The organism is Flavobacterium granuli (genome assembly GCF_900129705.1).
Taxonomy (GTDB): domain Bacteria; phylum Bacteroidota; class Bacteroidia; order Flavobacteriales; family Flavobacteriaceae; genus Flavobacterium; species Flavobacterium granuli.
The window spans coordinates 112,448-132,361 of record NZ_FQWO01000001.1; the positions used below are offsets into that span (position 1 = coordinate 112,448).

Annotated in this window: 22 protein-coding genes; 15 read left to right on the forward strand and 7 right to left on the reverse strand. The window is 36.0% G+C overall.

Features of this window, described 5'->3' with window-relative positions; genetic code table 11:
• Nucleotides 1-2: 2 nt before the first annotated feature.
• Nucleotides 3-1,337, reverse strand: coding sequence for a TolC family protein (locus BUB25_RS00460; RefSeq protein WP_072938077.1), 1,335 nt, complete (start codon nt 1,335-1,337; stop codon nt 3-5).
• Between the two features lie 104 nt (nt 1,338-1,441).
• On the opposite strand from BUB25_RS00460, the gene BUB25_RS00465 reads away from it, so the two are divergent.
• The 10 genes from BUB25_RS00465 (at nt 1,442) to BUB25_RS00510 (ending at nt 9,757) form a co-directional block, all read left to right on the forward strand.
• Nucleotides 1,442-2,254, forward strand: coding sequence for a helix-turn-helix domain-containing protein (locus BUB25_RS00465; RefSeq protein ID WP_072938079.1), 813 nt, complete (start codon nt 1,442-1,444; stop codon nt 2,252-2,254).
• 243 nt (nt 2,255-2,497) lie between these two features.
• Nucleotides 2,498-2,932 carry a universal stress protein gene (locus BUB25_RS00470; RefSeq protein ID WP_072938081.1) on the forward strand — a complete coding sequence of 145 codons (435 nt, stop codon included), beginning with the start codon at nt 2,498-2,500 and terminating at the stop codon, nt 2,930-2,932.
• Nucleotides 2,929-3,180 (forward strand): DUF2061 domain-containing protein, encoded by a 252-nt coding sequence (locus BUB25_RS00475; RefSeq protein WP_072938082.1) that lies wholly within the window; start codon nt 2,929-2,931, stop codon nt 3,178-3,180. Before BUB25_RS00470 ends, BUB25_RS00475 begins: the two co-directional genes overlap by 4 nt.
• Before the next feature lie 102 nt (nt 3,181-3,282).
• Nucleotides 3,283-4,185: a DnaJ C-terminal domain-containing protein gene (locus BUB25_RS00480; protein WP_072938084.1), complete on the forward strand. Its 903-nt coding sequence runs from the start codon at nt 3,283-3,285 to the stop codon at nt 4,183-4,185.
• The gene (locus tag BUB25_RS00485) at nt 4,182-4,475 is read left to right on the forward strand and encodes a chaperone modulator CbpM (protein WP_170860229.1); all 294 of its coding nucleotides are present in this window, start codon (nt 4,182-4,184) and stop codon (nt 4,473-4,475) included. Before BUB25_RS00480 ends, BUB25_RS00485 begins: the two co-directional genes overlap by 4 nt.
• 113 nt (nt 4,476-4,588) lie before the next feature.
• Nucleotides 4,589-6,091: a thymidine phosphorylase family protein gene (locus BUB25_RS00490; RefSeq protein WP_072938100.1), complete on the forward strand. Its 1,503-nt coding sequence runs from the start codon at nt 4,589-4,591 to the stop codon at nt 6,089-6,091.
• A gap of 6 nt (nt 6,092-6,097) precedes the next feature.
• Nucleotides 6,098-6,964 carry a ribose-phosphate pyrophosphokinase gene (locus BUB25_RS00495; protein ID WP_072938102.1) on the forward strand — a complete coding sequence of 289 codons (867 nt, stop codon included), beginning with the start codon at nt 6,098-6,100 and terminating at the stop codon, nt 6,962-6,964.
• A 275-nt stretch (nt 6,965-7,239) separates the two neighbouring features.
• On the forward strand, nt 7,240-8,022 hold the full coding sequence (locus BUB25_RS00500; protein WP_072938104.1) for an MlaE family ABC transporter permease: 783 nt from the start codon (nt 7,240-7,242) through the stop codon (nt 8,020-8,022).
• A complete protein-coding gene (locus BUB25_RS00505) occupies nt 8,019-8,771 on the forward strand; it encodes an ABC transporter ATP-binding protein (RefSeq protein WP_072938106.1) in 753 nt (250 codons plus the stop codon). The genes BUB25_RS00500 and BUB25_RS00505 overlap by 4 nt, the downstream gene beginning before the upstream one ends.
• Nucleotides 8,772-8,779: 8 nt before the next feature.
• Nucleotides 8,780-9,757 (forward strand): MlaD family protein, encoded by a 978-nt coding sequence (locus BUB25_RS00510; protein WP_072938109.1) that lies wholly within the window; start codon nt 8,780-8,782, stop codon nt 9,755-9,757.
• A gap of 60 nt (nt 9,758-9,817) precedes the next feature.
• On the opposite strand, the gene BUB25_RS00515 is transcribed toward BUB25_RS00510, so the two are convergent.
• Nucleotides 9,818-10,942: a cysteine desulfurase family protein gene (locus tag BUB25_RS00515; RefSeq protein ID WP_072938111.1), complete on the reverse strand. Its 1,125-nt coding sequence runs from the start codon at nt 10,940-10,942 to the stop codon at nt 9,818-9,820.
• A gap of 20 nt (nt 10,943-10,962) precedes the next feature.
• Nucleotides 10,963-11,880, reverse strand: a complete 918-nt coding sequence (locus BUB25_RS00520; RefSeq protein ID WP_072938125.1) for an EamA family transporter — start codon at nt 11,878-11,880, stop codon at nt 10,963-10,965.
• Between the two features lie 203 nt (nt 11,881-12,083).
• Here BUB25_RS00520 and BUB25_RS00525 point away from each other — a divergent pair, with 203 nt between their 5' ends.
• Nucleotides 12,084-13,043 carry a hypothetical protein gene (locus tag BUB25_RS00525; RefSeq protein ID WP_139256876.1) on the forward strand — a complete coding sequence of 320 codons (960 nt, stop codon included), beginning with the start codon at nt 12,084-12,086 and terminating at the stop codon, nt 13,041-13,043.
• Nucleotides 13,044-13,130: 87 nt separating this feature from the next.
• On the opposite strand, the gene BUB25_RS00530 is transcribed toward BUB25_RS00525, so the two are convergent.
• Together BUB25_RS00530 and BUB25_RS00535 are read right to left on the reverse strand one after the other, a co-directional pair.
• Nucleotides 13,131-13,682: a Smr/MutS family protein gene (locus tag BUB25_RS00530; RefSeq protein ID WP_072938130.1), complete on the reverse strand. Its 552-nt coding sequence runs from the start codon at nt 13,680-13,682 to the stop codon at nt 13,131-13,133.
• The gene (locus BUB25_RS00535; protein ID WP_072938132.1) at nt 13,675-13,857 is read right to left on the reverse strand and encodes a hypothetical protein; all 183 of its coding nucleotides are present in this window, start codon (nt 13,855-13,857) and stop codon (nt 13,675-13,677) included. Before BUB25_RS00535 ends, BUB25_RS00530 begins: the two co-directional genes overlap by 8 nt.
• A 102-nt stretch (nt 13,858-13,959) precedes the next feature.
• On the opposite strand from BUB25_RS00535, the gene BUB25_RS00540 reads away from it, so the two are divergent.
• The 3 genes from BUB25_RS00540 (at nt 13,960) to cysM (ending at nt 16,352) form a co-directional block, all read left to right on the forward strand.
• Nucleotides 13,960-14,238, forward strand: coding sequence for a DUF2752 domain-containing protein (locus BUB25_RS00540; protein WP_072938135.1), 279 nt, complete (start codon nt 13,960-13,962; stop codon nt 14,236-14,238).
• Between the two features lie 432 nt (nt 14,239-14,670).
• On the forward strand, nt 14,671-15,462 hold the full coding sequence (locus BUB25_RS00545) for a serine O-acetyltransferase (RefSeq protein WP_072938137.1): 792 nt from the start codon (nt 14,671-14,673) through the stop codon (nt 15,460-15,462).
• A gap of 2 nt (nt 15,463-15,464) precedes the next feature.
• Nucleotides 15,465-16,352 (forward strand): cysteine synthase CysM, encoded by an 888-nt coding sequence (gene cysM, locus BUB25_RS00550; RefSeq protein WP_072938140.1) that lies wholly within the window; start codon nt 15,465-15,467, stop codon nt 16,350-16,352.
• 77 nt (nt 16,353-16,429) lie between these two features.
• On the opposite strand, the gene BUB25_RS00555 is transcribed toward cysM, so the two are convergent.
• Entirely contained in the window at nt 16,430-16,840 is a 411-nt protein-coding gene (locus tag BUB25_RS00555) for an OsmC family protein (protein ID WP_072938142.1), read from the reverse strand.
• 330 nt (nt 16,841-17,170) lie between these two features.
• Between BUB25_RS00555 and BUB25_RS00560 the strand changes: the two genes are divergently transcribed.
• On the forward strand, nt 17,171-17,800 hold the full coding sequence (locus BUB25_RS00560) for an SGNH/GDSL hydrolase family protein (RefSeq protein ID WP_072938144.1): 630 nt from the start codon (nt 17,171-17,173) through the stop codon (nt 17,798-17,800).
• Between the two features lie 66 nt (nt 17,801-17,866).
• Here the strand turns inward: BUB25_RS00560 and BUB25_RS00565 are convergent, their stop codons facing one another.
• Nucleotides 17,867-19,711, reverse strand: a complete 1,845-nt coding sequence (locus BUB25_RS00565; protein ID WP_072938146.1) for a CocE/NonD family hydrolase — start codon at nt 19,709-19,711, stop codon at nt 17,867-17,869.
• Nucleotides 19,712-19,914 lie beyond the last annotated feature (203 nt).

The following is a 19,914-nucleotide window of genomic DNA, read 5'->3' on the forward strand; positions in this document are numbered from 1 at the left end:
AATTATAGATCTCCTGTGTGTTTTAAAAGTTGGTAATAATGCAATTGTTCTGCGGTTTTGGCCGAAATAAGTTCAAACTGAGCCTGTAATAGTTGGGTATCTGCATCGAGTAAATCCGTTATCAAAGACAATTGATTAAAATAAGTCTGATTGAGTATACGGTAATTCTCAGTAGCCTGTTTAATATTCAGTTCAAGTTCCTCTATTTTTTCCTGATCCTCCACATAACGCTTATAGGCTGTATTTATAGCTTTTCGCAAATTGTCCTGAACATTTTCCTGGGCCATTTTTTGTTCCTCATATAAAATATTAGCTTCTTCTTCCTTGTGAACATCGTGATAAAGAGACGAAATGGAATAGGATAACTTTACTCCGACAACCCCTAATAAATAAGGTGCGTTTTCATACGGATATAGTTTTATCTGTGGATAGGAATAGCTGTAATCTCCAAACAAGCCAATTCTTGGGAGTTTATCCGCTTTTAAAGCAGCCAAATTTAATTTGCTCAACTCTACCTTTTGCTGGGCGATTTTCTGCAAGGGCGATTTATCGATGGCACTATCAACATAATCCGTGTAACTTAATATTTTATTTTCTTGTTGAAAACCAATAGGATCCGTTGGTTTTAATTTCTGATTATCAGGATCACCCATGAAAATATTTAATTCTTGCATGGCCAGCTGCGCATTATGTCTGATCTCTGTCAGAGAGGTTTTTTGTTTTGACAGCTGCAACTGCGCACGAAGTAAATCACTTTTCAGTACTACTCCTGCACTATGCAATTTCTGAATCAGCCTTAAACGGGCTTCATTCTGATAAACATTCTGCTTTACTAATTTTTCAAATTCTAAAAAAAGCTGCAGTTTCAGATAGGTTTCAGCCACTTGGTAATGAACGGATTCGGTGGTTTCTTCTTCGATGTATCTGGACAACTCTTGCTTTGCCGACTCTTTTTCAATATTTGTTTTAAGCTTGTGACCGTTATAAATATCAAAATAGGCATCAATTGTCGCTCCGTAAATCGAATGGTCTTTTAAGGGGATATAATCCGCATGATGCAAAATGCCATTATTAAAAATGGGAATATTTGCTAATTTTCCATAATTGGCATTAAAACCTATTTCAGGAAGTTGTTTGCTTTTGGCATTTTTGACAGCTTCGGTTCCTGATGCAGTATGTAACTGCTTCATTTTAATTTCCTTGCTGTTAATGGCGGTTTTTTTCCAAGCCTTTTCTAAAGAAATAGGAATACTATCCTGAATAACAACTTGAGCTTTGACCGATACGAGCGCAAATAAGAATAAAGGTAATACTATTTTGTAAGTATTAGAACACATATTGATTTATTAAATTAAGATGTAAAATTGCAGTATATTTTCAAGTCTTATTTTGTCAATTAAGCCATTTATTTGTTAATTTGAGCCAACCTAAAAATTGTCTTATGCTAGCTGCAAAAACGCTTAGTTTTTTAGAAAAAGTAAACCAATATCCAAAGACCACTTTTGTATTTCACAGCAAGATCGAAGAGCGGCTTTTAATGCACAGTCATAACAAGCATCAATTGACCTATGTAGAAGGTGGAGCAGTTTATTTAAAGACTAAGGATAATTCCTATTTCTTACCAGCGAGGCATTTTGTCTGGATTCCGGCGGGAATGGAACATTTCATTGAATTGAAAACATCCATAAGTATGATACGAAATATCTATATTCCTCCGCCTATTTTAAACAGCAACACTTTTTTTTCAAAAATGGGAATTTATCCTGCACCAAATTTGATTCTGGAAATGATTTTATTTACTGAAAATTGGAGCGGCAATATTTTTGAAAAAGAAAAAAACAAATACCAATACATCAGAACATTAGGCAATGTAATTGGCGATATGAGCAAAAATCCATTACCAGTTGTACTGCCCACAACCACAAACGAAAGATTAAGTCCAATTTTAGCGCACATTCATCAAAATCTAAACCAGCCTTTATTATTAAAAAATACAGCAATCCTCTTTGGCTTTAGCAGCCGCAGTCTCTCGCGCTTGTTCAGAACTGATTTAGACATTTCATTCCTGCAATATGTAAAACTCACCCGAATCATTCGCAGCATGGAAAAACTGCTGCAAACTGAAATGTCAATTAGTGAAATCGCTTATGCTTCTGGTTATAACAGTCCAGCTACTTTTAGCAACACTTTTTATAATTTGGTAAAAACAAGACCCGTAGATTTCAGAAAGGCAAATCGGGAAATATCCGGGTAAATCCCACTACTATTACGTATTTCAAAAATCATTTTATATTGCTAAAATGATAGGGAAAAATATTGCTGTAAACAATTAATAATCAACAGAAATAAACTAATTTATTGCCATTTATCAGCTAAAAATTGATTAAATTTGATAATGTAACTAAGTCAAATCAATTTAATATTTTAAATATTAGCTTGATAGCCGTATCAAAATAGGGATAGCATTATAGAAATTAAAAATTAATGCAAAAATGATATGAATGAGATCAAAAAGGTTTTAATCGCAATTGATAATGAACCCTCTTCAGAAAAAGTAGCTTTACATGGTTTTCAATTGGGATCCAGGCTGAACGCTGAAATTGCATTAATCAGCGTTATTGACACCACCATGATTATGACTGAAGGCTCCGTTACTCCAATGGAATTTGCGGAAACCATGAAAAACGAATGCAAAAAAAATCAGCAGCTTTTAGTTGATCATGTATTCAAAGATTATAAAGTCTGGACTTTTGTTGAAGAAGGAAAGCCTCATGAAGTGATATTAAATATGGCTCAAGAATGGGAGGCTGATATAATAGTTTTAGGCACGCATGGAAGGAAGGGAATCTCACATCTGCTTTTAGGCAGCGTAGCTGAAAAGGTATTAAGACATGCCGAAAAACCACTATTCATCATTCCTACTAAGTCATGATAGAAAAGCTGCTTCCCGTTGCACCTCAAAGAGAAGAAACGATCCGCAGATCAATTGTGAAAACGGTCAGTTACCGAGTAGTTATTTTAATTTTAGACTTTGCAAGCATTTATTTATTTACCAGACAAATAAAAATTGCCATCGGTTTTATGATCGTCAGCAATATTTACACCTCCATAGCTTATTTTTTTCATGAGAGAATTTGGGATAGAATAAAATGGGGAAAAATAAAAAACAGCAACCAATAAAAGCTACGAATTGGTAGCCGAAAAATGTTAAAATAAGAATCAAAACCGATAGCAAGCAATAGATACGTTTTCTGAAATTTCATATTCAAAAAATAAATAAAAATGGCATTTATAGACTACTACAAAATATTAGAAGTGGATAAAAAAGCAACGGAAGCCGATATAAAAAAAGCATACCGAAAACTGGCTCGTAAATACCATCCCGACCTAAATCCCAACAATAAGGAAGCCGAAAAAAAATTCAAGGAAATCAATGAGGCCAATGAAGTATTGAGCCATGCCGAAAATCGCAAAAAATACGATGAGTATGGCGAAAACTGGCAGCATGCCGAGGAATTTGAAAAATCAAAAAGACAGCAGCAGCAATATCAAAGCGGCGGTCAACAGGGTGGTTTTGGAGGTTTTGGAGGTGGTGAAGACTATTCCGATTTTTTTGAATCTATGTTTGGAGGACGTGCCTCAAGAGGCGGCGGAGGCCGAAGCCCCCAATACAAAGGCCAGGATTTCAATGCTGAATTGCATCTTAACCTCAAAGACGTATATACCACACACAAACGTACCTTAACCATAAACGGAAAAAACATCCGACTTACCATTCCTGCCGGAGTAGAAAATGGACAAATCATCAAAATAGCCGGTCACGGTGGCGAAGGAGCCGGAGGCGGTCCAAAAGGAGACTTGTACATTACATTTTCCATAGAAAACCACACCGATTTTAAACGAGATAAAGACAATTTATACGAAAATGTAGATTTAGATTTATACATCGCCATTTTAGGAGGCGAGATTACCGTGAATACTTTTGACGGAAAAGTAAAACTCAAAGTCGCTCCAGGCACTCAAAATGGCACCAAAGTAAAACTGAAAGACAAAGGCTTTCCGGTTTATAAAAAAGAAGGACAATTTGGTGATTTATACATCACTTATCAAATAAAAATCCCAAAAAATCTTACTGAAAAAGAAAAAGAATTATTTACTGAACTTTCTAAGTTAAGAACATCATGAATACAGAAAACTTCATTCCCCTAAGCACATTATCTATCCATTATAAAGTGGAACTCACTTTCTTTGATAACCTAAACGAAATAGGATTAATCGAGATTCAAACTATTAATCAAACACAATATGTCCATCAAGATTCTATCTATGAAATTGAAAAAATAATTAGATTACATCAGGAATTAGACGTCAATATTGAAGGTATTGATGTTGTGTTTAATTTACTCCAAAAAATAGATGCCTTGCAAACTGAGTTACTTTTGGTTCGAAACAGATTGCAGCTGTACGAAAATTAAAATCAGAAAATCCTTTTTCGATTTTTTTTCTACAAAGTAAATCACTGAAAATCTTATTTTAAAAACGATTAAAAGCAGCTTCTTTTCTACATAATCCTTTAAATGAAATAAGAATGACTAATGAATTTAATACTTTAAAACTGGTTCAGCTTGGCATTGACACCCAAAAAGAGTTTGTAGTTTTCATGCGAAGAGACTGCCACATCTGTAAATCAGAAGGTTTTGAAGCACACAACAGAGTATTGGTTACCGTAAAAGAAAAATCCATTATTGCTACTTTATACATTATCACTGACGGTATTTTAAAAGTAGGCAAAGCCGGACTTTCAAATAGCGCTTGGATCCAATTGAATGCTGTCGAAGGGGACAAAATCAGCTTTGCACATGTACAACCCGTTGCTTCCATGGGTTGTGTCCGATCTAAAATGTATGGACAGGAACTCAATAAAATAGCATTTCAAAACATTATCAATGACATCGTAAAAGGAGAATATTCTAATATTGAAATTGCCTCTTTTATTACTGCCTGTGCCGGTGATAATCTCAATATACAAGAAATCATCGCACTTACAGAAGCAATGGTAGATTCAGGACAAAAACTAAACTGGATTAATAAGATTGTAGTAGACAAACACTGCGTAGGCGGACTTCCGGGAAACCGCACTACTCCTATCATTGTAGCCATCGTAGCCGAAGCTGGACTCACCATCCCAAAAACATCTTCCCGTGCTATAACATCTCCCGCCGGAACTGCTGACACACTCGAAACCATGACTTCGGTCAATCTGGACATTCAAACAATTAAAAAAGTAGTCGAAAAAGAAAACGGCTGCTTTGTATGGGGAGGTTCCATAAAACTAAGTCCTGCCGACGATATTTTAATTCGAATCGAAAGAGCGCTCGATATCGATGGCGAAGGCCAAATGATCGCATCAGTATTGTCTAAGAAATCAGCAGCCGGCTCCACTCATGTCGTTATTGATATTCCCATTGGCAAAACTGCAAAAGTAAGAACCGAAGAAGATGCCGAGAAATTAAAATATTATTTCACAGTGGTAGGAAAAGCTCTTTCACTTGAAGTAAAAGTACTCCTCACTGATGGTTCACAACCTATAGGCAGAGGAATTGGTCCAGCATTAGAAGCTATGGACGTTTTAAGTGTATTGCGAAACGAAAAAGAGGCACCACAAGATCTAAGAAATAAATCCCTCCTCATTGCTGGCAGTATCATCGACTTGGCAAACAATCAAAAAAATGGAAACGGATACCTATCGGCCGAGAGGATTCTTTCTTCGGGCAGGGCTTATGAAAAATTCATGGCAATTTGTAAAGCACAGGGCGGCTTTAAAGAACCTGTTTTGGGTCCATTCAAAACAGATATTCATGCTGAAAAATCGGGAATTGTTGTCGAAATTGACAATCGCCGACTTGCTAAAATTGCTAAACTTGCCGGAGCTCCTCATGATCCAAAAGCCGGTGTACTACTTCATACGCCTTTGAAAACAAGAATAACCAAGGGAGATATTTTATTCTGTATTTATGCCGAAACAAAAGGTGAATTGAATTATGCCATAGAATATCTGAAAAAGGAACAGGACATCATTCTAATCCAATAAACCAGCATGAAAAAGACATTTTTTATTTTGCCCGGAAATGAAAAACTCGGGGATTTACTTGTCCAAAAAGAAGACGGGGAAAAAGGAAATACAGAAATCCACCAATTTCCAGATGGAGAAACCTATGTCCGAATACTTTCGGATGTTAAAGACAAAGAAGTGGTTTTGATCTGTACACTAAACCAACCCAATTCAAAATTACTGCCAATCTATTTTTTGGCCAAAACGGCGAAAGAATTAGGTGCTAAAAACATTACTCTTGTAGCGCCTTATCTGGCCTATATGCGTCAGGACAAAGTTTTCAATTCCGGAGAAGCAGTAACCTCAACCTATTTTGCCCAACTGATTTCTAGTTTCATAGATACTTTAATCACGATCGATCCGCATTTGCATCGAAGAACTAGCTTATCCGAAATTTATAGTATTCCTACCAGATTAGGACATGCCGCCGATCACATCTCAGTTTGGATCAAAAACAATATCGACAAACCCTTATTAATTGGTCCTGATATCGAAAGCGAACAGTGGGTTTCAGAAGTGGCTAAAAAAGCCAATGCCTCTTACATCATTTTAACAAAAATACGTCATGGCGACAGTGACGTAGCCGTTTCTGCTCCTGCAGTGGAGCAATACAAAGAATATACTCCAGTTCTCGTAGATGACATTATCTCAACAGGGCGCACCATGATTGAAACCATCAACCAATTAAAAATTGCTGGAATGAAACCAGCTGTTTGCATAGGTGTTCACGCCATTTTTAGCGGAAATTCTTATCAGGAAATAAAAAATTCCGGTGTCAAAGAAATCATCAGTTGCAATACTATTCCGCACGAAAGCAATCGTATTGATATAAGCGATTTATTAATCTTGTAAATAAATATATAGACCACTTATTTGAAAATCGCTCAAAACCTCTAAAAATCCTAGGTCCCAAAATTTTATTTCAAACTTAAAATCTCTTATTCGATCGTTTTAGAATCTGTTGACACCGCTTCTTTGCAATAAAAGCAATTGATGTTAATCAGGCTCTATATTTTTTAGTTAAATCAATCAAAAACCAAAGCTCCCCTACAAAACAACTGATAATAAGGAGAATAATCGTATATTTGAGTAGCCTTTTCTTGCTGAAAAAATTAATTCATTAATCTATGAATACTAATTTTAAAATAATAGAAATATTCAAATCTTTCTTACTGGAAATTGGCGAACTCTCATTTTTTGCGAGTCGTTTTTTTAGAGAGGCTTTCAGAAGTCCGATGGAGTTTAAAGAATTCCTTAGACAATGTTACAATATGGGGAATCGTTCCTTATTACTTGTGGCGGTAACAGGTTTCATTATTGGTCTGGTTTTTACTTTACAATCGCGTCCCACACTTTTGGAATTTGGAGCGGTATCTTGGATGCCTTCTATGGTTAGTATTTCTATCATTCGAGAAATAGGTCCCATTATCACAGCATTAATTTGTGCGGGCCGTATTGGTTCCGGAATAGGCGCTGAGCTAGGTTCCATGCGAGTAACAGAGCAAATTGATGCTATGGAAGTGTCCGGAACAAATCCTTTCAAATATTTAGTGGTCACCCGAATTTTAGCTACCACTTTTATGCTTCCCATATTAGTTTTCTTTGGTGATGCTATTGCCCTTTTTGGTTCTTATTTGGTCGAAAATGTCAAAGGAAATGTTTCTTTTTTACTGTATTTCAATAAGGTTTTCAATGCATTGGAATTTGGTGATTTAATCCCTGCAACAATTAAAACCTTCTTTTTTGGATTTGCCATAGGTTTAGTAGGTTGTTTTAAAGGCTATTATTGTAAAAAAGGGACTGCTGGCGTGGGTCTTGCTGCTAATTCAGCCGTTGTATTCACTTCGATGTTGCTCTTTATTATTGACTTTATTGCCGTTTTTGTAACCGATATTTTTTATGATTTATGACTCCTGAAACACCAAATACAAAAGCCATTATAACAATCAAAGATCTGAAAAAGAGCTACGGAGACCATCATGTTTTGAATGGTTTTAATATGGTGCTAAATGAAGGAGAAAACCTGGTCATTATGGGCAAATCCGGCTCGGGTAAATCGGTTATGATCAAATGTCTGGTAGGACTCGAACAGCCGGATAGTGGCTCGATAGAAGTAATGGGCGAGAATATCAACGAACTCAACCGATCCGCATTGGACGAACTTCGAACTGAAATTGGGTTTCTTTTTCAAGGAAGCGCCCTTTATGATTCGATGACCGTCCGAGAGAATCTGGAATTTCCATTGCGCCGTCACACTAAAAAATTTGGAGTGCTAAAAGATACCACTCCGCTAGTGATGGAAGCACTGGAAAACGTAGGCCTAGCCGATACCATAAACCTGATGCCCGAAGAACTATCCGGAGGAATGAAACGCAGGATTGCCCTTGCCAGAACGCTGATTCTCCAACCAAAAATTATTCTCTATGACGAACCTACTACCGGACTAGATCCTATAACCGCCAAAGAAATATTAATCTTAATGAAATCAATCCAGCAAAAATACAATACCTCATCCCTTATCATTACCCATGATGTCGATTGTGCCAGAGTGATATCGAACAGAATGATTTTACTCGTCGATGGAATTAATTATGCCGAAGGCACTTTTAAAGAGCTATCCTCTTCCACAGATCCTAAAATACAGGCTTTCTTTAAATAAACACAGACATGGAAAAAACAACATCGCAAAAAATAAAATTGGGTCTCTTTGTCATTATTGGTCTTATGGTTTTCATTCTCGCCATTTATTTTATTGGTGATAAACAAAAAATGTTTGGAAAAACAACCCATTTGGAAACCGTTTTCAACAATGTAAATGGATTACAAATAGGTAACAATGTACGTTACTCAGGCGTAAACGTTGGAACTGTTCGTGGCATTGAAATGATCAATGACACCAACATCAAAGTAGACATGATCATTGATAAAAATATCTTCAAACACATCAAAAAAGACGCTGTAGCCACCATAGGTTCTGATGGATTAGTAGGAAGTATGATAATAAACATTATACCCGGAAAAGGACTAAAACCGAACGTTGAACCGGGCGATGTTATTCATTCGCAAGACCGCATTAGAACTGATGATATTCTAAATACACTAAGTAAGACCAATCAAAATGCGGCTATTCTTACCGAAAATTTACTTAAAATAACAAACGATATCAATCAAGGAAAAGGCACTGTAGGCCTATTGATCAGTGATATCGAAATGGCTAGAGATTTAAAACAGACCTTACATTATTTAAAAATATCAGGGAAAGAAACCTCTTTATCAGTATCAAATTTAAACAAACTCATCACTTCTTTGGATAATAAGAAAAACGTAATTGGTGTTTTAAAAGATACCGCAGTAGCTGCTAAAATCAAAAATATCATTTTCAATCTAAATCAATCAAGTACCGAAATTGACAAAGTGATTGGGAATCTGAATAAAACTGTTTTGAATATTAAAGACGGGAAAGGTGCCATCAATTATCTTTCGAATGACCCAAATTTAGTTCAGAATATAGACTCTACAATGATTAATATAAATGAAGCCAGCAAACGCCTAAATGAAAATCTGGAGGCATTAAAGCACAACTTCCTGTTCAGAGGCTATTTCAAAAAACAAGAAAAAGCAAAATTAAAAGAACAGAAAAAATAACCATCGTGAAAACCTCAAAATGTTCCTAGTATCCATCCTCAATAGCGATTGAGTCGTGTTTTAAATGCTTTTTAAAGCTTCAATCAATAAATCAACATCTTCTTTTGAGTTGTAATGGCTCATAGAAATTCGCAGACTCGGTTTTTTCAAATCTTCAACAGAAAGCATCTCAGCCAAAACATGAGAAGGCTTGATGCTTCCGCTTTGACAGGCGCTCCCTCTGGAAACAGCAATTCCTTTCATATCCAAATGAAATAAAATCATAGCTGTTTTTTCGGCTGAAAAAGGCAACAGAACATTCACTATGTTGTAAAATCCATCTGGATTTCCATTGATAGAAAAACCTGGGAATTCAACTTCAAGTCTTTCAATCAAATAACTTCTCAAATCAGAAATATGCTTTCTTTCGATCTCTAAATTAGCATAAGCAAGCTCCAGCGCTTTTGCCATTCCAGCAATCTGATGCACGGCTTCGGTACCCGCACGAAGTCCTTTTTCCTGTTCTCCACCATAAAACAAAGGCTGTAAACCTGAGTTTTTTCGAACAAAAGCAAAACCAACACCCTTGGGTCCATGAAATTTATGTGCACTGGAAACCAGAAAATCAACCGCTAGAACCTGTAAATCCAATACTGTTTTTCCAATAGACTGCACGGTATCCGAATGAAATAAAGCCTTGTATTGCTGGCATATTTGCCCTACTCGAGCTAAATCTAGAACGGTTCCAATTTCATTATTCACCTGCATCAGGCTCACTAATGTTTTATGTTCTTGAGAAAGCAACTCCACTAGATTGGTGAGATCAATTTCACCATTTGGCTTAAGGTTCACATAATCCACTTGTATATCAAATTCCTTTTGCAGAGCTTGAATAGTAAACAAAACGGCATGATGTTCTATTTTACTGGTAATAATGCGTTTTACCTTCAAATCCGACACCGCCGAACGAAGAATCCAATTATTGGCTTCCGTTCCGCAGGAGGTAAAAATAATCTCTTGGGCAGAAGCATTAATCGCCTTGGCAATTGATTTTCTGGAAAGCTCCAAAATACTTTTGGCATTACGTCCAAAACTATGTGTTGATGAGGGATTTCCGTAATCATCGGCCATTACTTTTGTCATTTCCCTGATAACTTCGGGACGGATAGCGGTTGTAGAAGCATTATCGAGATATACTTTTTTCATTTTTTGATGATTCAAATTATTTAAAACCCTTCTATTTCTGATGGTGCAATTTTCATTTTTTTAGCAAAAAGTACTCTTTCATTAAAAATCAATACCGAAATAAAAATTAGAAAATAAGAAAACCCTTGTAGAAAACTCACCTCTTCATTGTAAAAAAATATTGCCAATAAAAACCCAATAATAGGGTTGATATAGATCATAATACCCACTGCCGATGAATTAATTCCTTTGAGTGCATACAGATTTAAAAACAAAGGGATAATTGTAAAAAAGAGCACTATAGCAAACAGACAGACATAAAACAGCGGTTCAGTAGGAACTGGTCCGCTAAGTACCGGATAAAACGGCAAAAGAACCAATGCGATAAAAATCAATTGCACTGTCAATACCAAAAATTTATCCATTTGACTGTTTTTTCGCTGACTCACTAAATACATGGCATAAGTAGCTGCGACAATCAAACTATAAAAAATAGACTCAAAATAGTTTATTGACAGCAACACACAACTCAGAGCACTTATCGAAACGGCTAGCCATTGCCATTTACTGAGCCTTTCATTTAATATAAAAAAAGCTAAAACAGTAGTCAAAATTGGACAAATTAAATAGGCTAATGAAGCGGCTTTTACACTAACATTATTCATAACGTAGATAAATACAAACCAGTTTAAAGAGAGAAATACCCCTCCGCCCAAAGTCAACAAAACAACATTTCGCTTCTGTTTAGCATTCATATTTGTAAAATAATTCCAATCTTTCTGGATCACTTTCTTACGAAAAACCAGATTAATCAGTACCATTACAACCACACTAAAGAAAACACGGTAAAACAAAATATCCAAAGAAGAATAATTGTATAAGGGCTTTAAAGCTAAACTAAAAAATCCCCAGATAAAAAAAGCCAAAAATGCGGCTGAATAATATTTATTAAGTCTCATCACCTGTATTAAATTGCCGCAAAGATAATGATTTCTATTCGCTTAAAATGATTAACAGTATTGCTTTACAACAAAGCCCAATCAATACCATTAGTAACTTATTTTGAATTTAATACCTAATGGCGCAGTTAAATTCTATGTTTTTGAATGGAATGCATTTGAAACAAATTAAAAATTCTATTTTTGTTTCAAATATGATAAAAATGAAAAGAGTAGTAAGCCTAATGTTTTTTGCCCTGTTATTAAACAGCTGTGATGATGGAAATTTAATTCAAGAAGATATTAATTTTGAAGATGTTGATACGCAGAACTGCACCACAAATAACATCATCTACAAACTAAAAGAGAAAGAAGCATTGCTTCTCGAAATCCCAAAAAACTACTTCCCTAGTGAACCTTCTCTGGCCAATACACCACTATCTATAGACATCAATAACACAAACCGTGTTGTTTACCGTTTTTACAACGGAATAGTTGCTACTGACAATATATGCGAAACCATCCCTCCCGCTAACCCTATTGTGACGGACCAATGGAATGCTACTGCCGGGAAAATAGAGATTTTTACCACCGCAATCAAAACTGTCAACAACACTGAGAATAGCACTAAAATTTCAGGCTATAATCATAGTATTGTCTTTAAAAATATCACATTTGCCAAAAGCAACGGAACCCAGGTATACGAAACTTTCCCTTTTGGAAACTATGTTACACCAGCGACTCCATTACCTTTCCTTTTTGACAAAACGGTTGAAAAATGCAGCTCGTCTAACCTGATTTATAATTATACTACCAGCGAAGCTTTGACTCTGGATATAGATCCAAATCTAATTGTTAACGAAGTGACCGCAGTAAATACACCTCGTACAGGAGTGATTGGCACTAGCAAAAACATCCTGAAATATCGCTTATTTTCAGGTCTTCTTACCTCAGATTATTTTTGTGCAACCACGACACCTACTACTCCAACAATAAGCCAACAATGGGATGCCGTAGCCGGAATAAGCGGTGTAAACGGAATCATAGAAGTCACCACAACCACTGATGGACCTAACACTTTTAAGCATACCATTATGCTTAAAAAAGTGACTTTAAAGAAAGGCAACAATGATTTTTTATTGGGTGATAATTATCTTTATGGTGATCTGTTAACAACAAATTAAACCGTTATTTTCTTAATAAAAGAAGCCAAAAAAAGTCCCGTTTTACAATTGTAAATCGGGACTTTTTTCAGCTCAATAACCAAGCTTTTATTTGCTGTTTTGTTTGATAAAAACCTCGGTTGCACCTAAGCCATATTTTTGATAATTGGCATCCTGGAAAGCAATATTATCATAACGCCCTAATAAGAAATCCAGCTCTGCTTTTAAGACTCCTTCACCAACTCCGTGTATAAAAACAATCTTAGGGATACGGTTGCGAATAGCAAATTCGATATGTCTTTTTGCCGTTTCCGATTGCAAAGTCAGAATATCATAATTAGACATTCCACGTTTATTGGGAACCAATTTTTCGATGTGTAAATCAAACTCCGGAGCTGATATTTCATTTTTATCTTTGCGTTCTTTGACAAAACTCCTCGGTTTTGGAATCTCTTTTTCCTTCGAAACTTCATCTACATTAATCCTTTTAATAGAATCCATTAAGTTACTGGAAACATTTACTTTAATCAATTCGTTGACAAAAAAAGTCATCACAAATCCTTCCTCCGTTTCTATTGTTACCTCTTTATCTTTTGCTGACAACACCACTCCGTTGATCGCTTCGTCAAGCACTGAAACCCTATCTCCTTTACTAAACATCTTTCTCTTCTTTTTCTTGATTTTTACTTGGTGTTTTAGCACTCAGTCGCATCATACCAAACATAAAAACGACTATGGCCACCACCGTTACATACACATTTTTCTCGGCACTCACCTGCTCAAAAAAAGCAACTAGTATAGCCAGAATCATAATTAGAATTACAATTTTTTTCATTTTATTTTATATCAGATTCCAAAAGTAACAAATTAAAAACAGCCCTCCTTTTTTATTAAAAAGGTTTCTCCTTTTTTTGTAAATTGTCAAAAAATAAATCCATTGAATTTAGAAAAATACATGCTTCCGTGTTTGAGTAAAACCCTCTTCGGAATAGAGTGTTTAGGCTGCGGTTTTCAGAGATCATTATTGTTACTTTTGAAAGGAGAATTTGTTGCTTCTTTTCAAATGTATCCAGCCATTTTCACTTCGTTATTATTCTTGGCTTTTATAGGTTTTCATTTTATTTACAAAGCTGTTTTTTCTCAAAAAACAATTTTCTTCATGGGCATGTTAAATGTGATTTTTATGATTGCGGGTTACATTTACAAACACTACTGATTCCTGTTTTTTGATCAACTAAGTATTCTTTTTTTATACCAAAATAGAAGTACAAATTACTAAGATCGAAACTGGATCCCCAATAAAAATTATTTTTGAATAATATTCCAGTTCTAAGCCGAAATTATTTTCAATTCATTTTATTTTACCATACTAATTTACGGATTTATTAATTATTTAAACCAAAATCAGCATACACCCAAAATCGCTTGATTCCCAGCGAGACAATTGCAATTGTTTCCTCCTAATTCAAAATTGTTCAATATATTTGTTTCGTTTTTCATCAGAAAACAAATCATCATGCTTAAAAACCCTTACAACAATCTGTTTTTTTCAAAACTGCCTGCTTTTACTAAAAGCGACAGCTGTTGTAGATGTCAATAAGCATTCCTTACATCTCGCATTTTCTACTAACAATTCAACCCTATAATCATGACAAAAGATCTGATTATCCAAAATATCGAGTCTTTAAAGAGTCACACGACTATCAATTACGGAATCAAGACAAAAACAGAAGCTTTTACCGAAAAACTATTCTATACCCTATTTGATTCTAATGCCCCCTTAAACGAAAGCATAGAGGAGCTAAAACAGCTATTCAAAGAGATTTCTGTTGTTGCCTGCAAAAAACCCAAAGGAACTTGCGATTCCATTTGGGAGCAATACCTGGAAAAATTACCCGCTGTACTCGAAAATCTCAATCGGGATGCCTTGTATATTTTAGAAAATGATCCCGCTTCTAACAGCATTGAAGAAGTATACCTCGCTTATCCCGGATTTTATGCCATAGCCATCTACAGATTGAGCCATGAATTATACCTTTTAGATTTATTGCTGTTTTCCCGTTTAATGAGCGAATACGCCCATAGAATCACCGGAACAGACATTCACGCTGGTGCAACCATAGCTTCACCTTTCTTTATCGACCATGCAACGGGAATTGTAATAGGAGAAACTGCGGTCATTGAAAAAAACGTCAAAATTTACCAAGGAGTTACTTTAGGAGCTTTAAGCGTCAGCAAAGACATGAAAAATACCAAAAGACATCCTACTGTTGAGAAAAACACCTGTATTTATGCTAATGCCACTATTCTAGGAGGAGAAACCATTATAGGAAAAAACAGCATCATTGGAGGAAACACATGGGTTACCAAATCAATTCCAGCCAAATCAATGGTAACCAATACTACAACTACTGAAGTAAAAATAAAAGAGCTAAAATAAGTATGGAGCCACAAAAATTATTAAACCTGATTGGAAATACTCCGTTGATGGAAACGGTCAATTTGATTAAAAATAAAAAAGTAAAACTTTTATTAAAGCTAGAAGGAAATAATCCTGGAGGTAGCGTAAAAGACCGCGCGGCCTACAATATGATTGCAGCAGCATTAGAAAGAGGAGACATCAAAAAAGGAGACAAACTCATTGAAGCCACCAGTGGCAACACCGGAATTGCCTTGGCCATGATTGCTCAATTATTCAATATCGAAATAGAATTAGTCCTTCCGGAAGATTCGACCAAAGAACGCACCCAAACCATGCGCGCCTATGGAGCCAAAGTGACTTTGACCCCTGCCAAAGAAGGAATTCTTGGTTCCAGAGATTATGCCGATAAAAAAGTAGCCGAAGGCGGTTACATCATGCTAAATCAGTTTGCCAATGAAGACAACTGGAAAGCACATTATAAAACCACAGGACCTGAAATTTGGAACGACACCCACGGAACCGTAACCCATTTTGTTTCGGCGATGGGAACTACAGGAACCATTATGGGAACCTCAACTTATTTGAAAGAGAAAAACGCCAATATCCAAATCATTGGTGCGCAACCTAGCGACGGATCTCAAATTCCGGGAATCAGAAAATGGCCTCAGGAATATTTGCCTAAAATTTTTGATGCCTCAAAAGTAGATCGAATAATGGAAGTGAGCGAAGAAGAAGCTAGAGCCATGACCAAGCGATTAGCGCTCGAAGAAGGTGTATTTGCAGGTATGAGTTCCGGTGGTTCAGTAGCTGCCGCTCTTAAAATTGCCGAAGAAATGGAATCCGGTGTGATTGTAGCTATCATTTGCGATCGCGGTGATCGTTACTTGTCTTCGGATTTATTTGACTAGATTGATTTATAACTTAAAAAGGAAGGCTCATTTTAAAAAATGAGCCTTCCTTTTTATAAATGATAACATGGCAACTATTATTCTAAGCTTGCCACCGAAGTAATATCAGCATTTAGTACTTTAGAAACAGGACAATTTTTTTCGGCCTTGGTCACTAATTCCTGAAAAACACGATCCGAAATTCCTTTTATTGTAGCCTTTACCGTTAGATGAGAACCTATAATGGTTCCTTCGACCAAATTAATAACAGCCTGGGTTTCGATACTCTCAATCTCAAAACCTGCTTCGGTTACATAAGCCGAAAGTTGCATTGTAAAACAGCCGGAATGAGCTGCAGCTATTAACTCCTCAGGATTTGTACCAATCCCCTCTTCAAAACGGGAATGAAATGAATACTGAGTAGCGTTAAGAACCTTGCTTTGTGTAGTAAGCGTTCCTCCTCCTTCTTTAAGAGAACCTTTCCAAATTGCAGTGGCTTTTCTTTTCATAATTTTATCATTTTTTTAGTTTCCTCTAATTTAGTCCTTTTTCAATTAGCTTGACCTTTCCTTCTAAAAAAATAATGATCAATCTGATTTTAGGCTTCCTTAATTTTCATCAACTACAACATAAACATAGCAACTAAACTTGTTCCCAGAAAAAAATTAAGCAAAAACAACAGAAAAAGCGGTTCCTTTATTATTTCCTTCACTCAAGGAGCTCCAATTTCTTAGCGAAAGTGGTTTTAGTTAAAATTTGGGAAATATTTTGTTAGTTTTGTTTCTAAAGCAGCAACAATATAGAAGCTTTAAAAATTTCAATTATAAAGAGCATCTGCTATGAATGAAGACTGGCCTTACTTAAAAAAATACCAACAAGAAAACGCCGAACTCCCGCTTCCTAAACCTGATGAAAACAGAATTGTATTCATGGGAGATTCCATTACCGAATTTTGGAGCAGTATTCAACCCAGTTTTTTTCTAAAACAAAACTGCATCAATCGAGGAATTAGCGGACAGACTACCCCACAAATGCTACTGCGATTTAGAGCCGATGTCATCAATTTAAAACCAAAACTAGTTGTACTTCTCGCCGGCGGCAATGATATTGCCGGAAACACCGGACCTTCAACGCTGAAAATGATTCAAAACAATCTCTTTTCGATGATTGAACTGGCCCAAGTACACCACATCAAGCCTATTCTTTGTTCGGTTTTACCGGCCAATCATTTCTATTGGAAACCAAAGGAAAAACCAGCCGACACGATTATTGCTTTAAACAAAAGCCTACGCCTTTATGCTGAGACAAATAGTATATTATTTGTCGACTATTACTCGCAAATGGTGGATCAAGACAAAGGACTAAAAGTAGACTACACGGATGATGGCGTACATCCAAACATAAAAGGATACGAAATCATGGCTCCTTTAATTGAAAAAACAATTGAACTCAGCCTTAATAAAACATAATTCCACAAAACAAAAAACCCAATCTCTATTTCTAGGATTGGGTTTATGTATAAAAATTAGCTTTTACTATTTTAAAACAGAAAACACTATTTTAGAATCAGCATACACACGATGCGTTTGTTTTTTAAAATCTTCTGGTTTTGCATAAAAAATATTGTCTACAAATGTTTGCGGATTCAAATCGATCAAAGGAAACCACGTGCTCTGAATTTGGATTTGGATTTTGTGTCCTTTTTTGAAAGTATGCATCACATCTTGCAACTTGATATTCACCGCTGTTTTTTGGTTAGCTATAAAAGCTTCCGGTTTTGAAAAACTATTTCTGAAACGACCACGCATCACTTCGCTTCGCACCATCATGTGGTAATTGCTCATCTTTAAATAAGGTGCAATTTCAGCTGTTTCTGGTTCGTCATTTGGAAATACATCAACCACTTTTACAATCCAGTCCGCATCCGTTCCGGAAGTAGAAACCTGTAATTGTGCCAAAATATCTCCGGCCAGAGTCACATCATCCGATAATCGTTCCGTTTCAAAAACCAAAACATCAGGACGCCTAGCGGCAAAACGCTGGTCATCGGTCATGTATTTTCTTGGTGTAATCCCTTTTTGATTGATATCTTCGGTAAAAGGAACCGGTTTTTTAGGATCACTGACGAATTCCTGAAATTCAGCTTCCTTTTGTACCGCCGTCGTTAATTTATCCTGAGCCAAATAAAAAGTTTCTTTTGTAACATTTTTTGGTGGCCAGACATCATAAGTTTTCCAGTCCTTAGCACCGGTATCAAAAACATAGGCTTCCGGCAATTTATTCACCCTTTTTCCATTGTCTTTTAAGAAATGACGGAAAAAATTAGCTTCAATATTTTTTTGATAAAAAGCAGAAATACTATCGCCAAATTTTATGTTCCCAATGGTAGCTGTTGCACTATTTCTAGCCCAATCGCCGTGACTCCAAGGTCCCATAACAAGGGTATTGTAATTTTTGCTGCTTTTTTCAATCGTTCGGTAAGTATTCAAAGGACCGTATAAATCCTCGGCATCAAACCATCCTCCTACTGTCATTACTGCTGGTTTAATATCTTTTAAATGTTGGAGAATTCCGCGTTTTTGCCAGAAATCATCATAGCTGCTGTGGTCTTTTAGCTGTTGCCAAAATTCATTGTCCTTACCATAATATTTATCCAAATTAGACAAAGGTCCCGCATCCAGAAAAAACTGGTAATCATCCTTAGTTCCTAAATCCGGAAATTGATACCAAGCCTTGGCTGTTCTTTCCGATTTTTGAATACCAAATAAAGGGGTTGCTTTCCAATAACTCAGTAAATAAGCCCCATTGTGGTGAAAATCATCAAAAAAGAAATCACTGATACAAGCCTGTGGCGAAACCGCTTTCAAAGCAGGATGATTACTCAATAAAGAATAGGTCGAATAAAATCCGGGATATGAAATTCCCCAAACGCCTACATTCCCGTTGTTGTTGGCTACGTTTTTAACCAGCCAATCAATCGTGTCATAAGTATCGGACGCTTCATCTACTTGGGTTTTTCCTTTTTTATTGGGAATAAAAGCACGCATATTGTCATAAAAACCATCGCTCATCCAGCGTCCGCGCACGTCTTGGTAAACTACAATATAACCTTCTTTCATCATGGTTTCGCTGGGACCAATACTCTTCTTAAACTCGGTTTCACCATAAGGCGCACAGCTATAAGGCGTGCGCTGCATGATAATGGGATATTTTTTAGATTGGTCTTTGGGCGCATAAATAGCTGTAAACAAAGTGGCACCGTCGCGCATTTTTATTTGCACCTCTTTCTTGGTATAAGTATCGCCAACAATACTTGGACTGTTTTGTGCCAATACGCCAGTGGTGATTACCAAAAACGCAATAAATAATAGTTTTTTCATATAGATAATTGCTAATTATATTATGGTAAATGTATTCAGAATAATGACTATTTAAAAATTTAGTTTTGAAAGAAATAAAATTAAATCATTTCATTACAACCCCAAACTTCATATAAAACTGTTATTATTTCAAAAAATCAACGCTTTTTTGAGTTTAAGTCCGAATAAAACACGCTCTTTTCAAAAATATTTGCTAATTTGAA